Below are 25,680 nucleotides of genomic sequence, written 5' to 3' on the forward strand. Positions count from 1 at the left end.
GTAGGTTCCGTTTCCACTGGTACCTGCACATGAAGCCAGTGTACCGTTGTTTACCTGCAAAACATGGGTATTGATGATGATTTTAAAATATTCAAAATCGAAAGGATTGCCGTTGCCCTGAACATAGTAGATAAACGAATCGGTATTACTTATGGTAGCGGGATTCGGCGTGTAAGTAATCTGCCCTGTCGTTGGATTTACCGTTGCAGTTCCTGATGCCGGCGGTGAAATGATACCGGTGAGGGAAGGAACAATTGCTTGGGTGGAATTGGTAAAGGCAGGCGTGATAACCTTGGTATTACAGGAGCCGATGGTATAGGCGGTTGTAGAAATCGGAGGGCATAAAGTATAATTATAGACGCTGGTTAGCCGGGTTTCACAATTATTTTTTGTAACCAGACAGGTATAATCTCCTGCGCCGTACAGTTCGGGATTAATGGAAAAGGCTGTGGCTCCTGCAATAGGGTTGCCGTTTAAAAACCACTGGTAACTGTCGTAATTGTTGTCTACCTGTAAAAGAATGCCTGCATAGCAGTCGCCGGTTTTGGTAATGGCCGGTACGGAAGAGAATCCTGCGAAATAGCCACCGTAGCCCACTGCTCCGTTCCCGGCAGCAATTCCCGCAGTTACCGGCAGTGTTGAATTAACGGTGACATTCCCGGTAACCCCCTGAAGCGAATAGGTTACCCAACCCGGATTTCCGGTAACGGGATATGGTCCGCTCACCGAACCGATTGCACTTCCGTTGAAGGTAACGTTTGCGCCGGTCTGGGTGATGATATTAAGCTTGGTGTCAAAAGAATCGCTGCCGATTTTATTGATGAATCCGATTTCATTGATCTCTTTCGGCAGGAAACAGCTCAATGGCGGAATAAAGTTCATTCCGCCGGTAGCATAAACGGTGCTTCCCGAGGTCCCTGCAAGAAGCTGGTAAACATACACGTTATTATTGGCGGAAATACTCATGTTGTAATGATTGTTTCCCTGATTGATATAATTGATGCCCTGTACAATATAATATTGGCCGGCATTTAATGTGACATTTCCCAGAAGGCTGCCGTTGACGGTAATCTTGGTGTTGTTTTCGGTAGCAATCACCAATGCAGCTTCCATTCCGGAACCGACGGGGCCGTTCCCTTTTACCATCACGAAGTTTTTCCCCAGCCTTTCTACAGGAACTGCCTGGTCCATCAGGACATCCACGTTGCTGTTATTTTGATTGGTATAGATGCTGTTGAAATTTCCGTTGGTTACCGAAATGGGCTTGTTGGCTGTAATTTTTGCACCGACCAGTCCTGCCAGGTTATTGGTGGACAGGTCGCTCCGGGCTTCAATGATATATGATTTTCCTCTGTTCAGGGTAAAAGTCCTGGACGTAGCTGAAATACCATCGGAAAAAACGACTCCCGGATTATAGCCCGACAAAGTAACGGTGGTATTATCTTCCGTGGCAATTACGCCGATGGTTGAATTTACGTATGGCTTTGCGGTTGTGTTGGGGGCAACGCCTACAAAAAAGTTTTTACCGATGCCGGCCAGTCCTTTGGAGGTAATAATCTCTGCCTGATTGGGAACCGCAAACCGGAAATTAGCAAAGAACTTTTTGTTGGCTTTTACGTGCAGTCCCATGTTCCGCTGGGTGAAAAGGTTCGATAGAGTAGAAGCAATCATGTAACTGCTGGGAACGGTTACCTGAACGGGATTGCCTTTGCTTACCTGCACGGTGGAGAAAACCGAATTGTTGTTGGAGATCTGTACCGGAAAGGGAACCGTTTCGTTGGTGGAAAGATACAGATAACATTCCGGGGTTCCCTGAAGAGAACTGGCAGACATCGGGGCAAACCAATGTTCTATATCCAATTGTGCATTAAAGATTAAATAAAAAAAAGTGCAAAAGATTAGTAGAAATTTTTTCATGTCTAATAATAAAGGGCTGCAAATTTAAGCATTATTAGTGGGGTTTTAGTTTAAATTTTCCTTCCAAACATGTTAATTCGTGAAATTGCTAAATATTTAATAATCAGTTAATATTCCACTGATCTGATAATTTAGTATAAACTCTGAATTGCAGTTCTGCAATGGTTTGAAAGAGAGAAGCCGGGATGGAAATTTATCTAGTCAACATAACGATTAATGGGACCGCCATCAAACGGAAATATTTACTGTGGTATCAAAGGGCAGCTTTATCTAAAATCCACTTTAATCCAGGGGTAAAAAAATCCCGATGATAAAATCATCGGGATTAAATATTTTCAATCTGAAAAAGATTATAAGCTAACTCTTACAAATCCTGTTACTTTAAGGTCTCCGTTTACGGATTTTACATAGTCGGCAACAGACATGCTGCTGTCTTTGATGAAATCCTGGTGTACCAAAGTGTTGTCTTTGTAGAATCTCTGCATTTTACCTTTAAGGATGTTATCGATAATGTTGGCAGGTTTTCCTTCTTCTGTCAGTTTATGTCTTTCGATTTCCAGTTCTTTATCGATCGTTGCCTGAGAAACAGCGTTCTCATCAAGAGCGATCGGATTCATGGCAGCTACCTGCATGGAAACGGCTTTGGCAGCTTCGCTGGCTCCTTCTACGTTTGCAGAAAGGGCAGTGATAGAAGCGATTTTGTTTCCTGCGTGGATGTAAGCTCCAAGGAAAGGTCCTTCAATTCTTTCGAATGCACCGATCTCAATTTTCTCACCGATAACTCCGGTCTGCTCGATTAATTTTTCAGCAACCGTAAGCCCGTGGAAATCAGTAGCCAGTAATTCTTCTTTTGTTGCAGCGAAAATAGCCATTTCAGCCAGTTCGTAAGCCAACTCGATGAACGCTTCGTTTTTAGCAACGAAATCGGTTTCACAGTTTAGAGAGATCACAACCCCTAAAGTGTTGTCTTCGTTTACTCTTGCGATTACTGCTCCTTCAGAAGACTCTCTGTCCGCTCTGTTAGCTGCAACCTTCTGTCCTTTTTTTCTAAGGATATCTACTGCTTTTTCGAAATCTCCTTCAGCTTCCACTAAAGCTTTCTTGCAGTCCATCATACCTGCACCTGTTTGGTTTCTCAATTTTGCTACGTCTGCAGCAGCTGGTGTATAAGACATAATATCTATTATTTTTTTATTTAAGATTTAGTATTAATTTTTAGCTTAATTTTAAAGCGATGCAAAGATAATGATTTTAATGATAAACTAAAAAATGACTTTTTGCGTTATTTGTATATTTAATAAATTTTTAAATGTTTACTTAATGAAAAAAATATTTCTCCTCATATTTTTATGCATTTTCACCCTCGGTTTTTCTCAAAAAAAGAAAAAAACGAAATCCAAAGCCATCGTCGAAAAGGAAACAGCCATCATTTATACGGAAAATGATGCGGAAACAACGGCAGAGGCCCGGGTGGTTGCCGGCTTCCTGAAACAGAATCCCGGGCATGTCAAAACCGATTATTTTAAAAAGAAGCTCATCCAGATGATTATGGCCAATAATTCCCCGGAGGCCAAGCCGACGATTAAACCGGTGAGTGAAGATAAGATCCGGCAGATGGTGCTGGACAACAATAAACTGAATAATGCAAAGACCATAGCTGCCGCCGGTACAGGTTCTGAAAAAACGGAACGGACCGTAAATTACGCCGGTGTTGCAGGGACAAGCAAAAAATCTTCCGGAGCCAGCGAGCAGAATAAAAAGACCGCGGCGATGCTTACCCATCTTTTCAACAACGATCCGATGGATAAGGAGGCCTACATCAACATCAAGAACCGGTCAAAATGCCGGCTGATTGTAAAAATCAACGGAAAAAAATATTATAACCTGGATGTTCCGGCCAACGGACAGAATTTCCTGCTGGTGGAAAAAGGGGAATATGTTCTGACGACGATGGTCTGTGATGCCAAGTATTCTTCTGTCAAGAAGATCAATAAGGATATTGAGATCGAGCTGAATCTGAGTGAGTAGAAAAATAGAATAGAAATAAAAAACCGGTTAAGAATTTTTTAACCGGTTTTTTTATTATCCTTTAAACTGCCCCATGGCAATAAATTTGTCCTGTCTCTGGGTTTCCAGTTCTTTTCCGGTGAATTTTGAAAAGGCTTTGATGTTTTGTAAGATCGAGCTTTTCAGGTTGAGGTAAGTGGTCTGGGGATCGTAATGTGCTCCGCCCAGCGGTTCTTCCACGATGCCGTCGATGAATTTTTCTCTCAGGGCATCTTTCGGGGTAAGATTCAGTGCGTTGGCTGCATCTTCCTTGTGATCCCAGTTTCTCCAGAGGATAGAAGAGCAGCTTTCCGGTGCTATTACCGTATACCAGGTGTTCTCCAGCATGTATACCTTGTTTCCGACACCAATGCCCAATGCTCCGCCGCTGGCCCCTTCACCGATGATGTAGGTGAAGATAGGCGTTTTCAGCATGGTCATTTCAAAGATGTTTCTGGCAATGGCTTCACCCTGTCCTCTTTCTTCTGCTTCAAGTCCCGGATAAGCTCCCGGCGTATCCACTAAGGTTACCACAGGAACTCTGAATTTTTCAGCAAGCTTCATCAGACGCAATGCTTTCCGGTATCCTTCAGGATTCGGCATTCCGAATCTGCGGTGCTGTCTTTCTTTGGTAGTTCTCCCTTTCTGGGTACCGATGATCATTACTTTCTGGCCGTCAAGGGTGGCCAGACCACCGATCATAGCCGGATCATCCGCAAAATTACGGTCGCCGTGAAGTTCCAGGAAACTTCCTTTGTCCACCATTCCGTTAATATAATCCAGGGTATAAGGACGGTCCGGATGGCGGGAAAGCTGTACTCTCTGCCACGGGGTAAGATTTCCATAGATTTCCTTTTTCTTTTCTATGATTTTATCCTCGATCTGGCTACATGCTAATTTTACATCAACACCACTTTCTTCTCCTACTAAAGAACAGGTTTGGTATTGGTCCATTAATTCTTTTATAGGAAGTTCGAAACTTAAATATTCCATTCTTGAAGTAAATTAAATCTTTCAAATGTATGAAAAATTATCAAAATCTATTTAAAATTATTCACAGCATTGTTTATCCGGGCGGTAGTTTCCTCTTTTCCAAGAAGTTCCATAATGTCCGGAACGTCCGGCCCTTTCAGTTCTCCTACTAACGATAACCGTAGCGGCATCATGACCTTGCCCATTCCCAGTCCTTTGTTTTCCGCAAAATCATGAATGGCCTGCTTCAGATTTTCAGCACTGAACTCCACGGTCTCCAGTTGTCGGGCAAGCTCCTGTAAAATTCCGGAAGTTTCTTCGTTCCATGCTTTTTTGGCAGCTTTTTCATCGTAAGATACCGGTGCTTCAAAAAAGAATTTCCCGTTTTCATAAATGTCTTTCGGGAAAGTAGCCCTTTCTTTCATCAGTTGGATCACCTTCAGTAATTTATCATCGGGAAGCGTCAGGTTTAAGTCTGAGCTTTTTAGTATCTGAAGCAAGTCCCCGTCCGGTTTCTGCTGCATATATTGATGGTTGAACCATTCCGCTTTTTCCTTGCTGAAGCGGGCACCTGCTTTATGAACTTTATTCAAATCAAATTCTTTAGCCATTTCGTCCAGCGATAAAATTTCCTTATCGTCTGCAGGCGACCAGCCCAATAGTGCTACCATGTTGATGAACGCTTCCGGAAGGTAACCGCTTTCACGGTATCCTTTGGAAACATTTCCTGTGGCAGGATCCGTAAAGTTCAGCGGAAATACCGGGAATCCGAATTTATCACCGTCCCTTTTGCTCAGTTTTCCTTTGCCTTCCGGCTTTAGGATCAGGGAAAGGTGGGCAAACTGAGGCGCCTGCCAGTTCATGGCTTCATATAATAAGGTATGCAGCCCTAAAGAAGGCAGCCATTCTTCACCGCGGATCACATGGGAAATTTCCATTTCGTGATCATCGATGATGTTGGCAAAATGATAGGTAGGCATCCCGTCGTTTTTTACCAGAACCTTGTCGTCTAACGTATTGGTATTAACGGAGAATTTTCCACGGATGATATCTTCAAGGTTCAACGTACGGTCTACCGGCATCCTAAAGCGTACTACATAGGGCGTTTTTTCATCCAGCAGCTGCTGAACCTCCTTTTCAGAAAGCGTCAGACTGTTTCTGAGCTTATTTCTTGTCTTATTGTCGTAGGAGAAAACATCGCCTCTTGCTTCATATTCGGCACGGATCGCATCCAGTTCTTCGGCTGTATCAAAAGCGATGTAGGCATAATCTGTTTTTAAGATCTGCTCCGTATACCGGTCGTAGATGTCTCTTCTTTCGGATTGTCTGTACGGAGCAAATTTTCCTCCTTTCTTAGGACTTTCATCGGCAATGATTCCACACCATTCAAGGGCTTCCTCAATATATTCTTCAGCTCCTTCCACATATCTTGCCGTGTCTGTATCTTCTATTCTCAATACAAATTCACCGCCCTGGTTTTTAGCAAAAAGATAATCATATAATGCCGTTCTTACGCCGCCTAAATGTAGAGGTCCCGTAGGACTCGGAGCAAAACGTACTCTTACTTTGTCCATTTTAATTTTATTTTGGTGCAAAGTTAAGGGACTTTCCGTGAAAAAGAGAAATTCTATTTTGGATTTTTAAGAAGGATATAGTTTTTATATTCCCCGAAACGGATTTTCAGAAGGTCTTCGATCGGCTGAAGGTATTTGTCTTTCTTTTTCCAGACCGCCTGGGATTGGTCATGGTTAAAAACAAAATCATAGGCGGCAATCGCTTCTGCCATCACCCGGGGATGGGTTCCTTTGAATTTTGTTACCCGGTCTACCGTATTGTAGTTGAACTCGTCTTTCGGCGCCTCTTCCAGCTTTTTATCGGTATGGCCGTAATAATAGACAAAATTATTGGCCTTTAAAGACATGGTTCTTTTGGATTTTACGGAACTGTAATGGTATACAGGAGCATTTAAGGCCAGTACTTTCAGCTTTTCGCCTTTTTCGGAACCGTTCTCATAATTCTCGATGGAATTGAATTTCCTGAATCCCTGGGAATCGATATATGCTCTTATATAAGGATTGTATTTGAAAATTCTGATCTCGTTCTTATGGACCCGTCTGCTGTTCCGGATATGGTTGTAATCGCCCCAGAAATGGATGAATGGCTGAAGCAGCCCTTCCACTTCCTTATATTGATCGGCTTCCTTCATCTTGTCCAGGATCAGAGGATAATCTTTTTCATGTAAAACCTCATCCGCCTGAATGTGAATGACCCAATCCGAAGACGGAGATACATGGGTAAAGGCAATGTTGCACTGCTGGGCAAATATTTTACCGCCACGCGTCAGTGAGTCGTCCCAAACGGTATCGATGATTTTTATTTTAGGATCTCCAATATTTTCAATCGCTTCCCTGGTCCCGTCTGTGGAATCTCCTACGGCAATTACAAATTCACTGCATAAAGGAAGGACGGATCGGATTGATTCTATGAAAGGAACTCCATAAGTAAAGCCATTTCTGACGTAGCTGAACGCGCTGATTTTCATTTAGTCATATTAGTAAAAAGCAAAAATCCCACTTTTTTTTTGAAGCCGCAATTATTTTTGAAAATTAATTTGTATTCTGAAAGCTGATCTGGCTGGAATGTGCAGGATAGAAGTTATTTAAATATAATCAAATATTTGAAAAGGGTTGTGTACATAGATTATCCACCCTTTGCAGGAAATAAGAAGATAATCAAGGAATTGCTTTTTATGCTTATCCTGCTAATTGATTCGCAACATATATTTAATTAAAATGAAGTTTCCCAAGGAAACTTCATTTTTGTTTATAAAATTGTTATTTTAATTTTCAATAGATGAAATAGTTTTTTTGTTCATCTGTTATTTTGAAAATTAATTTACTTTTGTAACCTTAAACATTAAAAATATGTTAGAAATCGGAGAAAGGCCCTGGGGCAAATATTTTGTTTTGGCAGATGAGCCGAATTATAAATTAAAAAGGATTGAAGTAAACCCGGGGCAGAAATTGTCTTACCAGTACCACCACAAAAGACAGGAGCAGTGGACGGTTATCGAAGGGCATGCCACCGTAGTTCTGGATGATCAGGAAATCAGCCTGAACTATGGAGAAAGTATCTTCATTCCTCTGGGGGCAAAGCACCGGATGATGAATCTTTCAGATAAGCCTGTCGTTTTTATCGAGGTACAGACCGGGACTTATTTTGGAGAGGACGATATCGTAAGGCTGGAGGACGAATATGACCGTCAATAAATAACTACACACTAAAGATGGCCGCTTATACCAAAAAACAGAATATCCTGATTATTCTGCTTCTGATTTTTTCGTTTTCCTGCTCAAGAGAGGAGGAGGGTTTGTATGCTGAAAATGTAGAGCCTGTTTCAAATGATCATACTTATACAGGCCCTGTAGATTACCTTACCGATATCGGTACCATTAACATCAATGTTATGGCCAATGGAAATCATCCCGGAAGAAATGACCAGTCTTTTATTAAAAATATCAATGCACCCAATTTCGGATACTGCCATCCGGATGTCCAGTATTTTCCCAACGGATTCAACGGATACAGGTACTGGATGGTCTTTACACCGTATTTCGGTACCGTGGGAACCACCCAGGATTCCAAAAGATATGAGAATCCTACCATTGTGGTTTCTAATGACGGTTTAAACTGGAGCCCGGCTACTTCAGCTCAGGGGCCGCTTCAAAGGACCCCATCAGTCAACGAAAGTCTTTCAGAAAAGAAAGACGAACCCAAACAGGGATTTTGGTCAGATGTAGACTGGACTTTTGAAAACGGCCGGTTTTCTCTGTATTACCGAGGAAGTTTTATCAAAGCAATGGCTTTTAAGAGCAGAGGGGCTAAAAGCCAGAATAATGTACGTAAAGGAGATAAAAATGCCCAGCGAACGATTGTAAGACAAACTTCTGCAGACGGAGTACATTGGGAACGTCTTGAGATAGCCTATACCAGCAACCTGCCGTATTCTCCTAAGGACAATCATATCATTTCCCCAAGTTTTGTCTATAACGGAAGCGGCTATGTAAGCTATGAAGTAGAAAATAATATCAGTCCGAATTTCCCTGGGAATGACCCTTCATATGTTATTAAAAGAACATCTGCCAACGGACTGGATTTTTCAAATTTTAAGCAAAGCAAAGTTGTAAATTTTATCAATAAGCCCTGGGTTCAGGTAAACCCGGTGTTTGCTCCATGGCATATCCAGGCAACTTATGTAGATGGATACTATTTTTTATGCATCGCTGCCGGCGATGTTAAAAAATGTACTGCAGATACCCTTTACCTGGCATTCTCTAAAGATGGAGAAAACTTCAAGGTATTGCCTAAGCCTCTGGTGGAACATGATACCTACAGATCCTGTGTTTTTCCGATGACTACCACCAGTAATGCTATTAATTTCGGTGCTGTTATTGCCTATAAAACCGGAGTTTTTAAATACAGGGAATTCCAGTTAAGTAAGCAGAAAATAGACGATTGTCTTTCCAAATAGAAATGTAATGAGCCCTGAGAAAAATAAAGTTCTTGTATCTGTTATTATACCGGTGTATAATGTCGAGAAATTTCTTTCAGAAACCATCGAAAGTGTTCTTGATCAGACTTTAACCGATTTTGAGCTTATTTTAATCAATGACGGAAGTACGGATGGTTCTCCTGAGATATGCAGAGCATACCAAAAAAAAGACAGCCGGATCCGCTATTTTTCCCAGCACAATTCAGGGGTTTCCGTAGCAAGGAATTCTGGGCTTTCCCACGCAACGGGGGAATATGTATTTTTTATGGATTCCGATGATACCATCAACAAACAATTTATTGAAACATCGTATAAAAGCGCAAAAGAACAGAATAGCGACTTTACCATTGTGGGAGACCACTATTGCCGGATGTTGCCGGATGTCTCAGCTTTGCCTACCTGTGCGCAATTCTTGCGCATGGAATTTTTGCAGCAGTATAAGGATGTTCGTTTTCCTGAAGATATTCAGCCCTGTGAAGACGGGTTGTTCTCGCATCGGTTGATTGCCCTTACCGATAACATGGGTACCAATCGTTGTGGTATCTATCATTACAGGTCCCATGAAAATCAGAACAGTCTGAAAATTAATGAAAATACTGAAAAAATTATCCGGCAGATTCCCGACTGGTTTGAAATTTTAAAAGCATTCTATACCAAGTACGATTTATATAAAACCCATGCTCTGCATTTAGCTTTGTTTGTTGAGCACGAACCTTTCGGGCTCAGGTATCTTAATACGCCCTTTACCAAAGAGCAGAAAGAACGGTTGTTTAAAATAATCAGAAATTTTGCTGATGAACATGTAATTCCTTATCTCGGAAAAAAGGATTATTCAAAATTGAGCCTTCCGTTTATTTATTTTATCCAGTCAGGCCAATCTTCTGAATTTGATGAAAAACTCAGGAAATATCTGAAAAACAAAAGGTTTAATAAAAAGACCAGGCTTTTTTTTGCAAAGCTTATTCCTGTCGGTAAACTGCGTCGTGATCTACGGAAAGAAATAAACATCAAGTATCCCTAATGAAAATTCTCCTGATTCAGCATCTTAACTTTCTTAACGGATCCGGCGGCACAGAAAAGATCTGTACTTTTTTAGCCAATGGCTTTGATCGGTTCGGGCATGAGGTAGAAATTGCAACATGCCAGGATATTGAAGGCAGGCCTGTTTTTCCTTTAAATGCCGGAATAAAAGTAACCAATATTTTTTCTGAAAATATTCCTCAGACCAGACTGAAACCTCTTTTCAATTATAAGGGTTCCAATCCTTTGGAATGGATTAAATATAAAATCAGAAAGAAGGCAGCAAAAAAAGCAAATAAGGAGATTCTGAAAAAGATAGGTGGAGCTGAAGGACTGTTTAAACATAATCTCAGGATCCGGGCAGCAGCCTGGAGAGAATATATAGAATTGCAACAGCCGGATATTATAATCACCATGTCTGTAAGCTCGGTATTGGAAATTACTTTTGAAAACGAATATCGTATTCCGATCATCAATTCGGTAAACGGAAGACCGGATTACGATTATTCTGATATTCTCGGATACCGCAGCCCTTTTGAAATGGATGCATTAAAAAGTGCATACAAAAGTCTTGCGGGAATTCAGATTTTGTTTGAAAGTTACCGGGATTTCCTTCCGGAGACCTTTCGGGGAAAAATAAACGTGATTTCAAACCCGGTTCCCCAATTTAATGATAACGAAATTGTAAAACACGAACACTTAAAACAGACGTACAAAATTATTAATGTCGCCACGTTAGCCAATCACTGTAAACAGCAGCACATGGCGATTGAGGCTTTTGCTGCAATTTCGGAAAAATATCCTGCGTGGGAACTGCACTTTTGGGGGGAAGGAAAAGATTTTAATTTTTTAAACAATACAATAAAAAAGCTCCATCTGCAGGATAAGATATTTTTGAATGGTTTCACCGATGATCCTGTTTCAAAGCTTAAAGAATCCGATATCTTTATTTTCCCAAGTAAATATGAAGGGTTTGGTTTAGCCTTAGCAGAAGGAATGTCACTTGGACTTCCTGCTTTGGGTTTTGCTGCTTGTTCCGGAGTCAATGAATTAATAAAGCATAATGTGAGCGGCTTTCTTGCAAACGATGTGGAGGAATTAACACGGTATCTTGAACAATTGATGGAAGATCCAAATTTGAGATCAAAAATGGGAAAGAACGGACATTCTGAAATGATTGGATTTAATCCTGAAAAAATTCTGAACCAGTGGAATTTATTTTTGGGTGAATGCAGAAGGCTCTGTTAATCACTAAAAAAGAGGAGAAAATATTTAATATTCCTCCCATTTTTAAAATAGTAGGTTCTTAATTCTCAATACGTATAAAATGTTATTTTCCACGCTTCATATAATTCAGGCATTTATATTACGATTAATCCTTTTTTAAAGGATTTAATAGCAGTGAAAAATTGTCCTCTTTTCATTTCTGGCCTTTTATTCACCGGTTATTATGGAAATTAATTTACTTTTGTAGTGTTAACTATAGAATATGTTGGAAATCGGAGAAAGACCCTGGGGCAAATATTTTGTTTTGGCAGATGAGCCGAATTACAAATTAAAAAGGATTGAAGTAAACCCGGAGCAGAAATTATCTTACCAGTACCACCACAAAAGACAGGAGCAGTGGACGGTTATCAAAGGGCATGCCACTGTGGTTCTGGATGATCAGGAAATCAGCCTGAATTACGGCGAAAGCATTTTCATTCCGCTGGGCGCAAAGCACCGGATGATGAATCTTTCAGATAAGCCGGTTGTTTTTATCGAGGTACAGACCGGGACTTATTTTGGAGAGGACGATATCGTAAGGCTGGAAGACGAATATGACCGAGTATAAAACAAGGATTTATGCAAAATGATATTTCCTTTTTAATAGGATTAAAGAATAACTTAGAATATACCCGCTTTTTTTATGATCACGTCAGGAAGATATACTCTGAGGTAGAAATCGTTTTTGTGAGCTATGGCAGTACAGACGGTACCCATCAGTGGCTGGATCAGCTGGATGATCCTTTTCTTAAATATTTTTATGCTGAAGAATCCAGAACATTATCGGATACCTATAATAAAGCCATAGAGATTGCTACAAAAAATAAGGTGTGTTTTCTTCATAATGATATGGTCCTAGGCAAATTCTTCTTAGACTATTTATCCAAAGACATGGCTGAAAATGACCTTAATTTCTATAAAGTTATTGAACCTCCGGTTTTTACAGGGGACGTCCGCGACTGGAAAGAAACCCGTGATTTTGGAAGCGATATCCATTCGTTTGATTTTCAGCGATTTTTCGATTTTGAAGAAACCTATATTTCTGAAAGAGCAGAACCTGCCGGCGAAACGGCTCATACTTCATTCTTCTTATGCGTTCGTAGGGATGTGCTGCTCGAAATAGGAGGTTTGGATAATCTTTTTAGTCCTATGTTTTGTGAAGATGACGATTTAATTATCCGGCTCAGGTTATTGGGACTGAAAACAATCCAGCTCCATCGTGCCATGGTATATCATTTTGTGAGTAAGACATCAAGGTTTTCAGAGGAGTATGAAAATAAGACGAATGCCATTGAGTTGAATTCCCAAAGAAATTTTATAAGAAAGTGGGGCGTAAGCAATGGGCGGACATTACCGGTGAAATATGATATCGGGATTATCATAAAAAGCGGAAATATACACAGTCTATACCAGCTGGAGCATCTTGCGAATACAATTTATACCGATTTTCCGTTTGAAGATTATATTGTAAAAGAACAGGCCAATACCAAATATGACTTGCGGGAAAGGATAAAACCTATTTCCGGACTTCAGAAGCACGATATACTCATCCATATTAACGGAAAGGCCATTAATCAGAAAACAATTAATATGATGGAAAACATTGCCCAGCTTATTCTTGAAAGCAAAAGCAAATATATCAATCCTGCTGTTTTTCAGAAGTTATTCTTAAAAATATTCAAGCCTTACAGACCGCTCATCTTCTTCAAGGAAGCTCCGAGAAAGGAAAAATTACTGATCTATAAAGAACTGTTTTAATGAAAATATTAAGGGATTTATTACCATTGCCTACCATTTCATACGGTATTACCGTTAATAATGAAGCGGAAGAAATCACCAGGCTGCTGGAGGTTTTGTTGCCATTAGTCAGTAAAAAAGATGAAGTTATCGTTCTGCAGGATACGACGCATAAAGATGAAAATGTATCCAAAATTCTCGATGGGTACGGGAATAAGATCATACGGGTAGAGGCAAAGCTTAATGGTGACTTCGCTGCTTTTAAAAACAATCTGATCAAAACGGCGTCAAAAGATTACCTTTTTCAGATCGATGCGGACGAAGTGCCCAAACCATCACTAATCCGTAAAATAAAATTTTTTCTGTTCAAAAAGAAGAAATACGATGTCTTTATGGTTCCACGGATCAATATCGTGAACGGAATAACCGAGGACCACATAAAAAAATGGAACTGGAGCCTCAATAAAGACGGATATATCAATTTCCCTGATGCTCAGGACCGTATATTTAAATTAAACCAAGGAATAAAGTGGGAAAATAAGGTGCATGAGAAGCTTTGTAATTATCAGCAGAAAATAGCGTTGCCCATTTCTGATTTTTCAATGTGCCTTCTGCATATAAAGGAAATACAAAGACAGGAGCAGCAAAATTCATTTTATGACACCATTCAGTAACGAGCGTATGAATAACAAAATCATCCTGGATGCAGACGTCATTGCGGATTTCTATAAGGATAACAGGACCGGTATTTTCAGGGTTACCTTTGAACTGTTTAAAGAATTAAGCGGACATAAAGATATTCAAACCTTTTATTCCCATTTAGCTCTTTTTAATGGAGAAACATCGGTTCAGGAACTGGATGATTTTTTTATTCATAATAATATCAGGATTCAGGCGGTAAACAATAGAGAGAGAAGGACCTTTCTTCCCTTCCGGAAAGAAAAGCTGTTCAGGTATTTATATAAAAAAATAGGCGTTTATAATTATAAAAATACTCATCATCAGGTATTATTTGAGGGAGCTGAGATCTTTCATTCTTTTTATTATCCCATCAACAATGATATAAAGCAATATCCGCATTTAAAGAAAGTAATTACTGTTCACGACCTTATTCCGATCTTATTCCCTGATTTACATTTTACGGCAGAGCTGATAAAGGAAATCATTAAAAGCATCGGCACCGATGGTTTTGCGGTATGTGTATCGGAAAGCACAAAAAGGGATCTGTTAACCTATGCCCCATATCTTAATCCGGATCATGTTTTTGTGAATCATCTGGCAGCCTCAAAAGAACTTTTTTATGTCTGCCGGGATAAAGAAAAGTTTTCAAAAATGAGAAAGAAATATCATCTTCCTGAAAAGTATTTTTTAAGTCTGGGTACTCTGGAACCGAGAAAAAATGTTGATCACGTCATAAGGGTTTTTTTAAAACTGGTCAGGGAGCATGAAATTTCAGACATGAGCCTGGTATTGGTAGGCGCAAAGGGATGGAATTTTGATAAGATTTTTGATGAATACGAAAGTGCACAGGAACTGAAGGACAAGATTGTTTTCACTGGAAAAGTCCCTGATGAAGATCTGGCCAGTCTGTACAGTAATGCTCATTCTTTCTACTATATGTCGCTTTACGAGGGATTTGGATTACCACCGCTGGAAGCGATGCAGTGCGGTGTTCCTGCCGTTACATCGAATACGTCCTCATTGCCGGAAGTGGTGGAGGACGGAGGGATTATGCTGGACCCTAAAGATGAAGAGGCTTTGTACAGGACCATGTTGCGTTTATATCAGGATGAGGATCTCAGAATGTATTATGCTGAAAAGGGATTAAAACAGTCTGAAAAGTTTTCATGGAAACTGAGTGCGGAAAGACAGGTCGCTATCTACAAAAAGATCCTGGACAACCGTTAATAACAGGAATATTGTTCGCTTACGGTTGAGGTTTGATCAGATTAAAATATTTTTCCATTTTTCAACAGCCTTTTCTTCCGAAAAATGATCCATAAAATAGGCTTCCGCTTCACGTTTTAATTTCGCATAATATTCTTCGCTCTGCAGTAAAGACAATAGGTGGTCTCTGAATCCTTCAGGGGAATTGCCGATCAGGCATCCATTTTTTGTTTTGGAAGAAAAACCGTCAACCGCTCTTTCGGTCCCGACAACAGGAAGCCCATACGAAAGGGCCTCAATGACTTTTATTTTGATGCCTGTGCCTTCCAGCATCGGACAAATGGCAATTCCGGATTGATGATAGTATTGCTCCAAATTTTCTGCAAATTCCAGTAAGGTAACATTTTTCATTTCTTCAAGATGCCTGCAGATTCTTCCGATAATGATGATATTGATATTTTCCGGTAACAGCGGATATACATTTTTGAAAAACCACTGCATGGATTGTCTATTGAAATAATTTTCAGAACCGACAAAGATTAAATCGTACTTTTTCTCCGAATGAGTATTGAAGTGAGAAAAAAAAGAAGGTGGAATATTAATGACTTTATCTTCTAAAAACCGGTTAAAGACAATATACTCATCTTCAGAAATGGTAATGACTTTATCAAACTTTGAAAGATTATTGATTTCTTCACTGAATCTTTTTCCGATGTCCAGCTTTTTATTTTTATAAAATTCGTTCAGAGTAATCCAGTCGTGGGTATCTATGATTTTCAGGGTGTTTTTCATAGCATCATGATCAATTAACCCCGTCCAGAATTCATAATTGATGATGACAGCATCATATTTTTTGGCAAGAAATAAATTAACGAATTCTTTTTTTGCAAAAGCAGTCAGTGCCGCATTATATTCATTGGGCTTCTGATACATCTTGGAAAGCTTATGTTCCCAGTAATCGCGGGATGTCTTATTTTTAGGGGGTTGCCGGCGGATCAGGAATAAATTGTCGACAATAGCAGGATCAACAGCCGTGGAATCTTTCTGCTCATCATAAATATCTTTCACCCCAACCAAATCAATACGATGTCCCAGTTTTTTTAAAATCGTAAGGGTGGTTTTGGCCCGCGTTACATTTCCGGCTCTGTTCGAGAACGGGTTTTCCGGGAAAAAAAATAAAATCTTTTTTGACATTTATAACGTTTTAATAGCTGAATTGAAGGTGTTGATGACCGAATCCCAGGAATAGTTTTCCAAGACATAGTCTTTTGCCCTGTTTCCTTCGGCTGCAGATTCCTCCGGGGTACGGGTGAGGTAAAAAAGAAGGGCTTCCGAAAATTCCGTACTGCCGGAAAAACTTTTTCCGGTTTTGCTTTTTTCTGTATGGTCGTGTAAAACCTCACAGTTTCTGTTGACGATGACCGGAACTTTCAGCAGCATGGCTTCCAACGTGATTAAGGAGAGGCTTTCGTAGAACGAGGGCATAATCAGGGCTGCGGCATGGATTAGCAGTGCGTTTTTCAGATCATGATCCACAAATCCGGTGAGAATGATGTCTTCCCCCTGGGTGATCCTTTTATCCAGCGCATTTTTACCGGCCAGCACCAGTTTGGTATCACGGTATTCGGGATGATCTTTTTTGAAGTTCCTGAAATAGTCGATCATCATGACACAGCCTTTGTCTTCTACAATTCTTCCGACGTAAACAAAATATTTTCCCGCAGAAAGGTATTCCGGCAATGGACCTGCAGAAGAATCATAATCGTCAAAGCCGATTCCTGCGATTGCGGAATGTATACTTTTTGTCTGGGGATAGACCTTTTCCACAAGATCCTTTTCGGTTTGGGTATTATAGATGATGAATTTCGGCAGGGAGAACAGCGTTTGATAACCTTCAAGATAAAACTGGGGCTCATCATGCGCTGTCGGGATCAGGATGCTTTTTCCAGCCGCTTCCTGAATTCCCATATTGGTAGGGTGGTATAGGTAAGTGAAAAAAATAAAGGCTTTGTACTTCTCTTTTTCTTTTTTAATGAAATTAATCAGGTCTGCAGAAAAGGGCCCCTGCGCTTCCAGCCAATCATTAAAATTAAATCCTTCTTTATTATATTTTTTTCTCTTGTACAAAAGATAGGCAAAATTCAGCGGAGTCAGTTTACGGGTACTGTATTTATGGATATTCCGGACTGTCTTACTCAGCTTATTGAATTTCTGAAGATCTTTTTTTAGGGTCTTGAAACGCCAGACTTTTATTCCGTTAATATATCCGGCTCCTTCCGGATAGTAATTATCCCAGAATTCGTATTCAATTGCACAGCTCGTCAGGACTTCCACCTCATAAAGGGAAGAAAGCTTTTCAGCCAGAAGTTTCGCATGAAGTTCGGCTCCCCCGTTGATCTCCAGTCCGTATCTCTGGACCACTATGGCAATTTTGTCTTTCATATAATAACGTTGGCGAAGCCGAATTATCTTCCTTTTATCTTCTTTAAAATTTCGTTTACCTTTTTTCTGGCTTTATTGTATAACCCCTTTTCCAGGTATTTCACCCGTTTTTCCAGGATCTTGTTTTCACTCATAATTTTCAGCAGGTTGTTCTGTGCTTCAAAATCATTTCTTTCCGTAAGGATTTTTTTCTCAATGATATCAAGCCGGGTCTTCATCCGGTTGCCGATGGCATCTAAAGAAAAATGGGTCTCAATATCCTCTTTTCCCTTCCGGCCGATCTCGGCAGCATGGTCATGATTTTCAAATACGAATTTCATCAGCTCGGCAGCATGGTCAGTATCCGGTTCAGACCAGTAATTGTTCTTCGGGAGAACGCTTAAATCTACCTCATGCTTAAGCATTTTATACTTTACCAGAAAGGAATTGTTGACCTGGGTGAAATCTAAATTCCCGGAATAGCCTGTGGTTATCACCGGCTTGCCCAGAGCCATGGCTTCCGCTATCGTAAGACCGAATCCCTCTGAACGGTGCAGGGAAATATAGCAGTCGGCTTTGTTCATCAGTGCCAACAGTTCCGGCCTACGGAGCATCTCCTCTTTATAGATGATGCCTGTATTATTTCCGATTCGTTCCATTACCTTTTTCTTGGATTTTCCATGCTGGTTGGAAAGCGAGGTTTTCAGGACGAGTTTTACTTTTTCGTTGTTGAGCCCGAAAGCCTTTTCATAAGCGTCGATCAGGCCGATGGGGTTTTTCCTTTCAATCAGACTGTTATAGTCGAAAACAAACAGGAAATTATAACAGTCTTCAGAAAGTCCGGTTTCAAAATCCGTATCAATGTCTTCCTGTTTAATATGAATAGGATGAGGAATATTGACAACGGGGATGGGTGCTTTCAGCGACATGGAATCCAGGCAATACCTCGAGCACGTCCATATTTCGTCATAAAATTTAAAATATTCGGCATACACATCCGGAAATTCTTCCATTTCCCATGCCCAATACCCGATGTTGTATTTTCCCTGGAAATAATCGGTCGATTTTTCCTGGATGAAACTCAGGATCGCATCGATGTTCAGATGGACAATATTTACCGGATAATTGTTGATATTATCCTCAAAGCTTACCGAAGTATCATTGAGGCGGTTTCTTACATTTTGGTTAAAATTAATTGGTTTTGCAGGAACGCCCACTTTTTTAAGTGCAGCCAGGTTATTGCGGATGGCTTCCCCGAATCCGATTTCTGCATTAAAAAAGCCAGACATATTTACTCCAAATGTCTCTTTATCGTTACTCATATCAATTAATTTTAAAAATTTCTCTTAATTTTTTTTCAAACAAAGCCTCTTCTTCCAAAACCATTTCTTTATAAACTTTAAAATGAGGGATATGTTGCGGATAATCTTCCAGGACGGATTTTATTTTGCTGATGATTTCAGGAATCCGCTCTTTCCGGAAATCGAATTTATAGTCTTCGGGGATCATGAGGTCTTCATAATAGGCTGAAGAACCGTTTTTCCCGGAAATGATACAGCAGTCCTGTGATACGGATTCCCTCAGCATTTTATCCCTGCCCGGATTTTCTCCAAAATCCACATACAATAAGGATTTTGCCATCAGCTCTTTGATCTGAAGGGCATTCATATTCTGAATCGGGATCCATTCCAGTTCAGGAGAAGCCAGGATCAGTGCGGCAATTTCCTTCTTCCCCTTTTTCGGGTTATAGAGGATCGTTTTATTGTTCAGGTCTTTTGAAACAGGCTGGCGGCTGTCCAGAAACAGCGGATTGATATAATCACACACATAATCAATCCGGGTTTCAGGAATTCCATGTTCCCTCAGATAAACACCGGACCGGAATGACTGCGCCCACTGAAAAACATTCGGAAGCGGCTCAAAATAATATTCCCTGTCTTTTTGCTGGTAGAATAATTTTGTGAAAAAGCTCTGCTTTCTGATGCGGTAATCCATTAAAATCTTATAGAAATCCACACTCAGCCACCAGATGATTTTCTGGCTTTGAGGATATTTGCGGATCAGGTGGGTCATGGATTCCGGGATAATCAGGATGTTTTCCGGACGGTCTTCAAATGCTTTGATTTCCCGGGTTTTATAGGCGTCATAGTTTTTTGCTTTGGCATTGCTCTTCTGCGGAACATAATGCATAAACACGTTTTCATAATTCAGCTCATAAAGCTTGTCCGACAGCTGATGCAATGCTTCCGGGCCACCTGTAACTTTTCTCGGAGGACAGAATATAATGATGGAGGAAGTCTTTTTATAGGAGATCATAAGGGCTTTTAATCATTGAATTTGAAAATTTTATCACTTAGCGGTGCTATAATACCATTTAATTTCCAAAATTACAATTTATTACTCAATCAATTCCTCCACCCAATAATCGATCAGGTATTTATTAAAGATATTTTCCGGAATCTCCACATAGGGCGTGCTGAAAAAAGATTCAGGGATCCTGATGTTGTTGATGTCGGAAATCACAAAAATATTTGCGGGATTGTAAAAATCATAAGTCACGATGTCCGTATTCGTCGTGATCAGTTTCTTTTTTAGTCCCATGCTTTCGAAGACCCTGAAACTTAATCCCTGCTGTCCTTTTCTGCTCACATCAAGCATAATTTCGGATTCTTCCATAAAATTATTGATTTCAGAAATCGGGAGAGGAGTGTCGACAAATTCAAGATAAGGCTCGCTTCTTTTCTTCGGCTTGAAAACAATGATTTTACTGTTGATCTTCATCTTGTAAAGCGCCTTCGCAATCTTTTCTAGAACAGGAAATCGCCTGTCGTAGGAACTGATGTTGAAAACTTTATATTTATAGGATGATGGACTTTTATCCAGGGTCTTATAAATAAAATTCGTCTTAAAATGGAGATGGTATTTTTCACAGTCTTTCTTCTCAAATGAAAAGACTTTGTCGAAAAGGGAAAGGATCTTTTTGGTTTTAGGATACCGGTTGATGGAATCACTGATGATAAACACAGACCGGCGTGATTTTTTGTTGATGGTCTTTATGGTGACCGGTGATAAGAAGTCAGCTTTTATATAAACCGCAGCATCGATGGATTCAATATCCCTAATCGCATTTAAGATCACTTCGTTGTAATGAATATGCTTAAGGTTTGAAATCCCCAGGTTTTTTGTGAAGAAGTTAAGGGCTTTATGCCGGAAACTCGGATATTTATACCGGAAACTGTGGAAATTGATATGTTTTACCTCATATGATTTTTTTTCAAGCGCGTTAGCAATGTATTGGTTATACCCCCAGTTATCATAAGTGATGAGAAGGATAAGTTTTTTATTTTCTGTCATTTCTGTTTTTTTGAGGTTTGCACAGTGAGTTATACCAAAGTTTTATCTAAAAATTTTTCAAGTTCACTTTTTATAAAGGAAGGCTTAAAATCCTGATAGTTTGTTGAGTCTTTCACAAAATCTGCAACATGCAGGAAACGGTCTACATCCGGGCGGCTGCTCCAGGCCCAATCCGACAGCCGGATGTGCGGGGAGAAAATGGTAAACGTAGGAATGCCCAGTGCTTTGCTTACGTTCGTGGCTCCGCCTTCATTTCCGATAAGGCATCTGCATAAACTGGTTACCGCCGCAAATTCGCGCAAATCTTTAGTATCAAAATCCTGTATGATTGCTTCTTTGGTTTCTGCGGACATCAACGTCAGCAGTTCTTCAAAAAGTTTTTTTTGGGAAGGAAGATAATTGCAGAGGATTTTCGCGTCAGGTTTTTGGGCAGCAATATCATTCAACAGTTCCGCCATATATTCGATGGGGTAAGTTTTCTCCTCCGAGCTTCCGAAGGTACTGATCATCACCAGATGATCATTTTCAGACAGGCCGTATTTTGCCAGGACTCCATGGGCATTCCGGATCTCCTCATCCGTCAGATAAACTTTTGGGAATGTTTCCTGAAACGGGATTCCCAGAGGTTCCAGCAGCAACAGGCGGTGTTCAATCCCCAGGGTTGTGTTTTTTGATTTTACCTTATTTTCTCTTTTTACAGGATAATTGTAGAAAAACTTAGTATATTTTTTAAAAAAACCGATGCGTGTTCCGGCGCCGGAAAAATAAGTGATAAGCGCTGTCTCAAGCTTTGAATAAAGATCGATTACCAGGTCGAATTTTTGGGCTTTTATTTCAGCTAAAGTATCCTTCAGGCTGTCTTTGAAAAAGATAATCTGATGGATGTAAGGATTCCCGATTAATATCTGGGCGTATTTTTCCTCCAGCAGGAAGCTTATTTCCGCATCCGGATATTTATTTTTTAGAAGGGGGAGGAGGGTACTTGTGACCAGCACATCCCCCATAAATTTTTTCTGTATGATTAAAATCTTCATTATTTTCTGAATTCGGAAACCGTCTTCTCAATAATCCTTACGCAATCCATCAACTGCTCTTCGGTAATGACCAATGGTGGTGCAAGACGGATGATGTTTCCGTGTGTAGGCTTGGCCAGTAATCCGTTTTCTTTCAGCTGCAGACAAAGATTCCATGCCGTGGAGCTGTCCGGCGTATCGTTGATCAGAATAGCGTTCAGCAATCCTTTTCCTCTTACTTTGGTAATCAGGTCTGTCTTCTCAATCAGTTTATCGATTTCAGAACGGAATAATTTTCCTAATTCTTCCGCCCTTTCGGAAAGCTTTTCGTCGGCAACAACATCCAGAGCAGCCATAGCTACGGCACAGGCAATGGGATTTCCTCCGAATGTGGAACCGTGCTGCCCCGGTTTGATGACATTCATGATTTCGTTGTCGGCCAATACAGCTGAAACAGGGTACATTCCTCCGGACAGGGCTTTTCCCAAAATCAGGATATCCGGCTGTACGTCCTCATGATGGCAGGCAATCAGTTTTCCTGTCCGTGCAATGCCGGTCTGCACTTCATCGGCAATAAAAAGGACGTTATATTTTTTACACAGTTCGGAGGCACTTTTCAGGAAACCGGCATCCGGCACATAAACACCCGCTTCTCCCTGGATGGGCTCCACTAAAAATGCGGCGATCTGTTCAGCTTCCCTGCTTAAAACTTCCTCCAGAGCAGCAAGGTCATTGTAGGGGATTTTAATGAATCCCGGGGTGAATGGTCCATAATTCCGGTTGGCATCCGGATCGTTGGAGAACGAAACGATGGTAGTGGTTCTTCCATGGAAGTTATTCTCGCAAACCACGATTTTCGCAGCATTTTCAGAGATTCCTTTTACTTCATAGCTCCATTTTCTGGCTAATTTTACGGCAGTCTCCACGGCTTCAGCTCCTGAATTCATCGGCAAGACTTTATCAAAGCTGAACAGGGTTGTGATCTTCTGTTCGTACTCGCCCAGATTCGAATTGTAGAATGCTCTTGAAGTCAGTGCCAGTTTCTTGGCCTGCGCTACCAGTGCTTCCACAATTTTAGGATGAGAATGCCCCTGGTTCACAGCAGAATAAGCCGAGAGGAAATCATAATACCTTCTGCCTTCCACATCCCACACAAAAACGCCTTCGCCGCGGTCCAGAACCACAGGAAGCGGGTGGTAATTGTGGGCACCGTGCTTGTCTTCAAGGTCAATAAAATATTGTGAACTTTTTGCTGTTTCTGCTGTTGACATAAATTTAGGTTTTCCGCAAATTTAAACAATATAAATGACATGAATAAAAACAGAAATCTACCGGAAACTTATCTGGATAAAGTGTGTTTTGAAAGTAATAAAGGCAGGACAGGGAATTAGTGCTGATGCATATTGAAAGTTGCAGGGTTAATATCTTTGATCGATAAAAATTTAAAATAATTTTAAACAAATTGATTAATCGTTGAGGCTGAAGTTTTCCGGCGTATCGATTATATTACCATATCGATCGATTACTTTCTGCTCTTCATTGATGAGATAAAAACCGTTTTTATACTGACCAAGAATAATTGCATCGGAGGTAATTTCTTTACCATATTTATCCTTGTCTCCATAATTTTTGAGTATTCCGGGCTCGAATTCTATTTTTAGTAAATGTTCAAAAGTATTATTCTTAATGATCTCAATAGTATTGGATTTTGTTTTTAAGTAAATAATGCTGTAACCTCTGTTAGTATTATCTTTAGTGTAAAAGCTTCTTATAATATCGTAATCTCCCATGATTCTGATATTATAATTCTTATCAATAATTCCTGTTTTTTTTGTCTTAAAGTCAGTAAATGTCATTACACCATAGCTGTAGAGGTAATGAGGATCTGCAAAATACATCAGTTGATTTTTAAAAACGGGCTCCATGGTTTGCCTGTTCAGTAGTTGTTGAAAATTAAGTCGTTGGCTAAAGATCGTATCTTTTCCTTTATCCAAAATGTAGTAATCCGGAGTATGCTTATTAAGAATATCAAAATCTGTATTGATATAATTGCCGAAATCGCTTCTCACAAATTTTCCGTAGGAATCATAAATATCAAACTTGTCTCCATTTACAGTATTTTTATATTTTACCTGAAAGAAATCTGTGCCGATTATATTTCCAACATAAGCAACTTCATCCAGATTTCTTTTTATACAAATTCTTCCCGTCGTTGCATCTACAAAGCCGCTGCTGATTTCTTTTCCGGAAGCATCAACCTCAAAAAATTTTGAGAAATGTTCTCTTCGTTCCAGATTTTTAAAATAATCCCATTTATTGACATAGAAATACTCGCTGTATTGATATTTTTGAAGCTGTTTCCAGTAATTTTTTTGGCTCTCAAGAAATTTAGGATCATCTAATCTTCCGTATGCAAAGTATTGGTAAAGCATAAAATCTTCATAACTGTATTCTGCAATTTTATTGTTTTTAAAATCTATTATTGCAAAGCTCGTTGCATGATCGGGATTTTTTCCTACAGGAATTGGCTGTACAAGAAATTTGTCGTCACAGATATAAGTATCCGGAAAATCGGGACTTATGATTTTAAGGTTTTTATCCAGATAAAAAGAGGGATACGTGTCATCTTTTTTGTTCTCAAACGAGACTGTGATTTTAAAAAGATTAGAATTCTCAACATTATTTATCGTACTGAAACGGCGATTGTCCAAAGGCTCGAAAGTTTTATTATCAATAAAAAAACTGCCAAAGTTTTCCCCGTTATCATAGTATTCCGAGGCAGTTAAGTGTCCGTCACAATTTCCGATTCCATAGTTGACGAGACTTTTCAGAAGCGTTCCGTTTTTTGAATAAATATCCACGGTTCTGTAGTTGTCGCCTTTTGAAGATTTCAGATATGCGAAAAAAAAATTATTGCTGCAATCTATTTGCTCGTACTTGAAAGGAACCAAGACTTTCCCCAAATTTGTCATTACACCCTGATTGTTGCCTTGAAATGCTACGAAAAAATCTTTTTGGTAATAGTAGCTGTTGCTAAAATCCTGTACAAAGCCATTGTTGTCGATAAGCTTTTTCCCTGAATAGTTCAAAATTTCGTTGCGTATTTCAAGTCTTTTTATGCCGTCTTGAGAAGGAAGGGGTACTTTAATTTTAGCAGATACCAAACCATGTCGAAAATCGGAGATTGATTCGTATATTGTCGGGATTATTTCATGTCCGTTCTCATCAATGTATCCCCAACCATTCGATGTAAATACTTTTGCGGCTTTCTTTTGAGAATTTTCTTCAATGGGCATAAAATCTCCAATCAGCAGATAACGGTCGCTGAATTTGTTTTTCAGGAAATCTCCTTTTACAATAATATTTTTATGACTGTATTTCTGATAATTGCTCTGACCATAAAGTGTGGTCTGAAAAAGTACTACAGCAAAAAAAAATAAATTCTTCATACTTGTGGAAAGATAATAAAAAACCGCCTCAAATTATTGAGACGGT

General features: G+C 39.9%; 22 protein-coding genes. 9 read left to right on the plus strand and 13 right to left on the minus strand.

Features of this window, described 5'->3' with window-relative positions:
• Both CHA01nite_RS12715 and tsf read right to left on the minus strand, forming a co-directional pair.
• Positions 1-1,860 (minus strand): IgGFc-binding protein (locus CHA01nite_RS12715; protein WP_174771826.1); only part of this gene is annotated, 1,860 nt, incomplete at its 3' end.
• A gap of 407 nt (positions 1,861-2,267) precedes the next feature.
• The gene (tsf, locus tag CHA01nite_RS12720; protein ID WP_146941927.1) at positions 2,268-3,092 is read right to left on the minus strand and encodes a translation elongation factor Ts; all 825 of its coding nucleotides are present in this window, start codon (positions 3,090-3,092) and stop codon (positions 2,268-2,270) included.
• A 145-nt stretch (positions 3,093-3,237) separates the two neighbouring features.
• On the opposite strand from tsf, the gene CHA01nite_RS12725 reads away from it, so the two are divergent.
• Positions 3,238-3,945, plus strand: coding sequence for a DUF6759 domain-containing protein (locus CHA01nite_RS12725; protein WP_146941929.1), 708 nt, complete (start codon positions 3,238-3,240; stop codon positions 3,943-3,945).
• Between the two features lie 54 nt (positions 3,946-3,999).
• Here CHA01nite_RS12725 and CHA01nite_RS12730 read toward each other — a convergent pair whose 3' ends face one another.
• Genes CHA01nite_RS12730 through CHA01nite_RS12740 form a run of 3 tightly spaced genes read right to left on the minus strand, consistent with a single transcriptional unit; the run spans position 4,000 to position 7,477 of the window.
• Positions 4,000-4,956, minus strand: coding sequence for an acetyl-CoA carboxylase carboxyltransferase subunit alpha (locus CHA01nite_RS12730; protein WP_146941931.1), 957 nt, complete (start codon positions 4,954-4,956; stop codon positions 4,000-4,002).
• Positions 4,957-5,003: 47 nt separating this feature from the next.
• Complete coding sequence (gltX, locus tag CHA01nite_RS12735; protein WP_146941933.1) at positions 5,004-6,509, minus strand: glutamate--tRNA ligase; 1,506 nt, start codon at positions 6,507-6,509, stop codon at positions 5,004-5,006.
• A gap of 53 nt (positions 6,510-6,562) precedes the next feature.
• Positions 6,563-7,477, minus strand: coding sequence for a glycosyltransferase family protein (locus CHA01nite_RS12740; protein ID WP_146941935.1), 915 nt, complete (start codon positions 7,475-7,477; stop codon positions 6,563-6,565).
• 382 nt (positions 7,478-7,859) lie between these two features.
• On the opposite strand from CHA01nite_RS12740, the gene CHA01nite_RS12745 reads away from it, so the two are divergent.
• The 8 genes from CHA01nite_RS12745 to CHA01nite_RS12780 all read left to right on the plus strand — a co-directional run bounded on the left by CHA01nite_RS12745 (position 7,860) and on the right by CHA01nite_RS12780 (position 15,418).
• The gene (locus CHA01nite_RS12745) at positions 7,860-8,204 is read left to right on the plus strand and encodes a phosphomannose isomerase type II C-terminal cupin domain (protein ID WP_146941937.1); all 345 of its coding nucleotides are present in this window, start codon (positions 7,860-7,862) and stop codon (positions 8,202-8,204) included.
• A gap of 17 nt (positions 8,205-8,221) precedes the next feature.
• A complete protein-coding gene (locus CHA01nite_RS12750; RefSeq protein ID WP_146941939.1) occupies positions 8,222-9,466 on the plus strand; it encodes a hypothetical protein in 1,245 nt (414 codons plus the stop codon).
• A 7-nt stretch (positions 9,467-9,473) separates the two neighbouring features.
• Positions 9,474-10,508 carry a glycosyltransferase family 2 protein gene (locus CHA01nite_RS12755; protein WP_146941941.1) on the plus strand — a complete coding sequence of 345 codons (1,035 nt, stop codon included), beginning with the start codon at positions 9,474-9,476 and terminating at the stop codon, positions 10,506-10,508.
• The gene (locus CHA01nite_RS12760) at positions 10,508-11,755 is read left to right on the plus strand and encodes a glycosyltransferase (RefSeq protein ID WP_146941943.1); all 1,248 of its coding nucleotides are present in this window, start codon (positions 10,508-10,510) and stop codon (positions 11,753-11,755) included. The genes CHA01nite_RS12755 and CHA01nite_RS12760 overlap by 1 nt, the downstream gene beginning before the upstream one ends.
• A 244-nt stretch (positions 11,756-11,999) precedes the next feature.
• Positions 12,000-12,341 (plus strand): phosphomannose isomerase type II C-terminal cupin domain, encoded by a 342-nt coding sequence (locus CHA01nite_RS12765; protein ID WP_174771828.1) that lies wholly within the window; start codon positions 12,000-12,002, stop codon positions 12,339-12,341.
• Between the two features lie 11 nt (positions 12,342-12,352).
• The gene (locus CHA01nite_RS12770; protein ID WP_146941948.1) at positions 12,353-13,531 is read left to right on the plus strand and encodes a glycosyltransferase family 2 protein; all 1,179 of its coding nucleotides are present in this window, start codon (positions 12,353-12,355) and stop codon (positions 13,529-13,531) included.
• A complete protein-coding gene (locus CHA01nite_RS12775) occupies positions 13,531-14,184 on the plus strand; it encodes a glycosyltransferase (RefSeq protein ID WP_146941950.1) in 654 nt (217 codons plus the stop codon). The genes CHA01nite_RS12770 and CHA01nite_RS12775 overlap by 1 nt, the downstream gene beginning before the upstream one ends.
• The gene (locus CHA01nite_RS12780) at positions 14,168-15,418 is read left to right on the plus strand and encodes a glycosyltransferase family 4 protein (RefSeq protein ID WP_146941953.1); all 1,251 of its coding nucleotides are present in this window, start codon (positions 14,168-14,170) and stop codon (positions 15,416-15,418) included. The genes CHA01nite_RS12775 and CHA01nite_RS12780 overlap by 17 nt, the downstream gene beginning before the upstream one ends.
• Before the next feature lie 36 nt (positions 15,419-15,454).
• Here CHA01nite_RS12780 and CHA01nite_RS12785 read toward each other — a convergent pair whose 3' ends face one another.
• The 8 genes from CHA01nite_RS12785 to CHA01nite_RS12820 form a co-directional block, all read right to left on the minus strand.
• The gene (locus CHA01nite_RS12785) at positions 15,455-16,591 is read right to left on the minus strand and encodes a glycosyltransferase family 4 protein (RefSeq protein ID WP_146941955.1); all 1,137 of its coding nucleotides are present in this window, start codon (positions 16,589-16,591) and stop codon (positions 15,455-15,457) included.
• Complete coding sequence (locus CHA01nite_RS12790; RefSeq protein ID WP_146941957.1) at positions 16,592-17,839, minus strand: glycosyltransferase family 4 protein; 1,248 nt, start codon at positions 17,837-17,839, stop codon at positions 16,592-16,594.
• Between the two features lie 23 nt (positions 17,840-17,862).
• Positions 17,863-19,140 (minus strand): glycosyltransferase family 4 protein, encoded by a 1,278-nt coding sequence (locus tag CHA01nite_RS12795; protein WP_146941959.1) that lies wholly within the window; start codon positions 19,138-19,140, stop codon positions 17,863-17,865.
• 1 nt (position 19,141) lies between these two features.
• The gene (locus tag CHA01nite_RS12800; RefSeq protein WP_146941961.1) at positions 19,142-20,134 is read right to left on the minus strand and encodes a hypothetical protein; all 993 of its coding nucleotides are present in this window, start codon (positions 20,132-20,134) and stop codon (positions 19,142-19,144) included.
• Positions 20,135-20,215: 81 nt separating this feature from the next.
• The gene (locus CHA01nite_RS12805; protein WP_146941963.1) at positions 20,216-21,172 is read right to left on the minus strand and encodes a WaaS/CpsH family glycosyltransferase; all 957 of its coding nucleotides are present in this window, start codon (positions 21,170-21,172) and stop codon (positions 20,216-20,218) included.
• Positions 21,173-21,201: 29 nt separating this feature from the next.
• Positions 21,202-22,206 (minus strand): glycosyltransferase family 9 protein, encoded by a 1,005-nt coding sequence (locus tag CHA01nite_RS12810; protein ID WP_146941965.1) that lies wholly within the window; start codon positions 22,204-22,206, stop codon positions 21,202-21,204.
• Positions 22,206-23,456, minus strand: a complete 1,251-nt coding sequence (gene rocD / locus CHA01nite_RS12815) for an ornithine--oxo-acid transaminase (protein WP_146941967.1) — start codon at positions 23,454-23,456, stop codon at positions 22,206-22,208. The genes CHA01nite_RS12810 and rocD overlap by 1 nt, the downstream gene beginning before the upstream one ends.
• Positions 23,457-23,651: 195 nt before the next feature.
• Positions 23,652-25,634: a WG repeat-containing protein gene (locus CHA01nite_RS12820; protein WP_146941969.1), complete on the minus strand. Its 1,983-nt coding sequence runs from the start codon at positions 25,632-25,634 to the stop codon at positions 23,652-23,654.
• Between the last annotated feature and the right edge of the window lie 46 nt (positions 25,635-25,680).

It is taken from the genome of Chryseobacterium hagamense (assembly GCF_007991455.1).
GTDB lineage: Bacteria > Bacteroidota > Bacteroidia > Flavobacteriales > Weeksellaceae > Chryseobacterium > Chryseobacterium hagamense.

What these genes read in the sequence shown, in the direction of transcription:
- tsf (WP_146941927.1), bottom strand. Translation starts at nt 3,092, where the DNA reads ATGTCTTATACACCAGCTGCTGCAGACGTAGCAAAATTGAGAAACCAA.
- CHA01nite_RS12725 (WP_146941929.1), top strand. Translation starts at nt 3,238, where the DNA reads ATGAAAAAAATATTTCTCCTCATATTTTTATGCATTTTCACCCTCGGT.
- CHA01nite_RS12730 (WP_146941931.1), bottom strand. Translation starts at nt 4,956, where the DNA reads ATGGAATATTTAAGTTTCGAACTTCCTATAAAAGAATTAATGGACCAA.
- gltX (WP_146941933.1), bottom strand. Translation starts at nt 6,509, where the DNA reads ATGGACAAAGTAAGAGTACGTTTTGCTCCGAGTCCTACGGGACCTCTA.
- CHA01nite_RS12740 (WP_146941935.1), bottom strand. Translation starts at nt 7,477, where the DNA reads ATGAAAATCAGCGCGTTCAGCTACGTCAGAAATGGCTTTACTTATGGA.
- CHA01nite_RS12745 (WP_146941937.1), top strand. Translation starts at nt 7,860, where the DNA reads ATGTTAGAAATCGGAGAAAGGCCCTGGGGCAAATATTTTGTTTTGGCA.
- CHA01nite_RS12750 (WP_146941939.1), top strand. Translation starts at nt 8,222, where the DNA reads ATGGCCGCTTATACCAAAAAACAGAATATCCTGATTATTCTGCTTCTG.
- CHA01nite_RS12755 (WP_146941941.1), top strand. Translation starts at nt 9,474, where the DNA reads ATGAGCCCTGAGAAAAATAAAGTTCTTGTATCTGTTATTATACCGGTG.
- CHA01nite_RS12760 (WP_146941943.1), top strand. Translation starts at nt 10,508, where the DNA reads ATGAAAATTCTCCTGATTCAGCATCTTAACTTTCTTAACGGATCCGGC.
- CHA01nite_RS12770 (WP_146941948.1), top strand. Translation starts at nt 12,353, where the DNA reads ATGCAAAATGATATTTCCTTTTTAATAGGATTAAAGAATAACTTAGAA.
- CHA01nite_RS12775 (WP_146941950.1), top strand. Translation starts at nt 13,531, where the DNA reads ATGAAAATATTAAGGGATTTATTACCATTGCCTACCATTTCATACGGT.
- CHA01nite_RS12780 (WP_146941953.1), top strand. Translation starts at nt 14,168, where the DNA reads ATGACACCATTCAGTAACGAGCGTATGAATAACAAAATCATCCTGGAT.
- CHA01nite_RS12785 (WP_146941955.1), bottom strand. Translation starts at nt 16,591, where the DNA reads ATGTCAAAAAAGATTTTATTTTTTTTCCCGGAAAACCCGTTCTCGAAC.
- CHA01nite_RS12790 (WP_146941957.1), bottom strand. Translation starts at nt 17,839, where the DNA reads ATGAAAGACAAAATTGCCATAGTGGTCCAGAGATACGGACTGGAGATC.
- CHA01nite_RS12795 (WP_146941959.1), bottom strand. Translation starts at nt 19,140, where the DNA reads ATGAGTAACGATAAAGAGACATTTGGAGTAAATATGTCTGGCTTTTTT.
- CHA01nite_RS12800 (WP_146941961.1), bottom strand. Translation starts at nt 20,134, where the DNA reads ATGATCTCCTATAAAAAGACTTCCTCCATCATTATATTCTGTCCTCCG.
- CHA01nite_RS12805 (WP_146941963.1), bottom strand. Translation starts at nt 21,172, where the DNA reads ATGACAGAAAATAAAAAACTTATCCTTCTCATCACTTATGATAACTGG.
- CHA01nite_RS12810 (WP_146941965.1), bottom strand. Translation starts at nt 22,206, where the DNA reads ATGAAGATTTTAATCATACAGAAAAAATTTATGGGGGATGTGCTGGTC.
- rocD (WP_146941967.1), bottom strand. Translation starts at nt 23,456, where the DNA reads ATGTCAACAGCAGAAACAGCAAAAAGTTCACAATATTTTATTGACCTT.
- CHA01nite_RS12820 (WP_146941969.1), bottom strand. Translation starts at nt 25,634, where the DNA reads ATGAAGAATTTATTTTTTTTTGCTGTAGTACTTTTTCAGACCACACTT.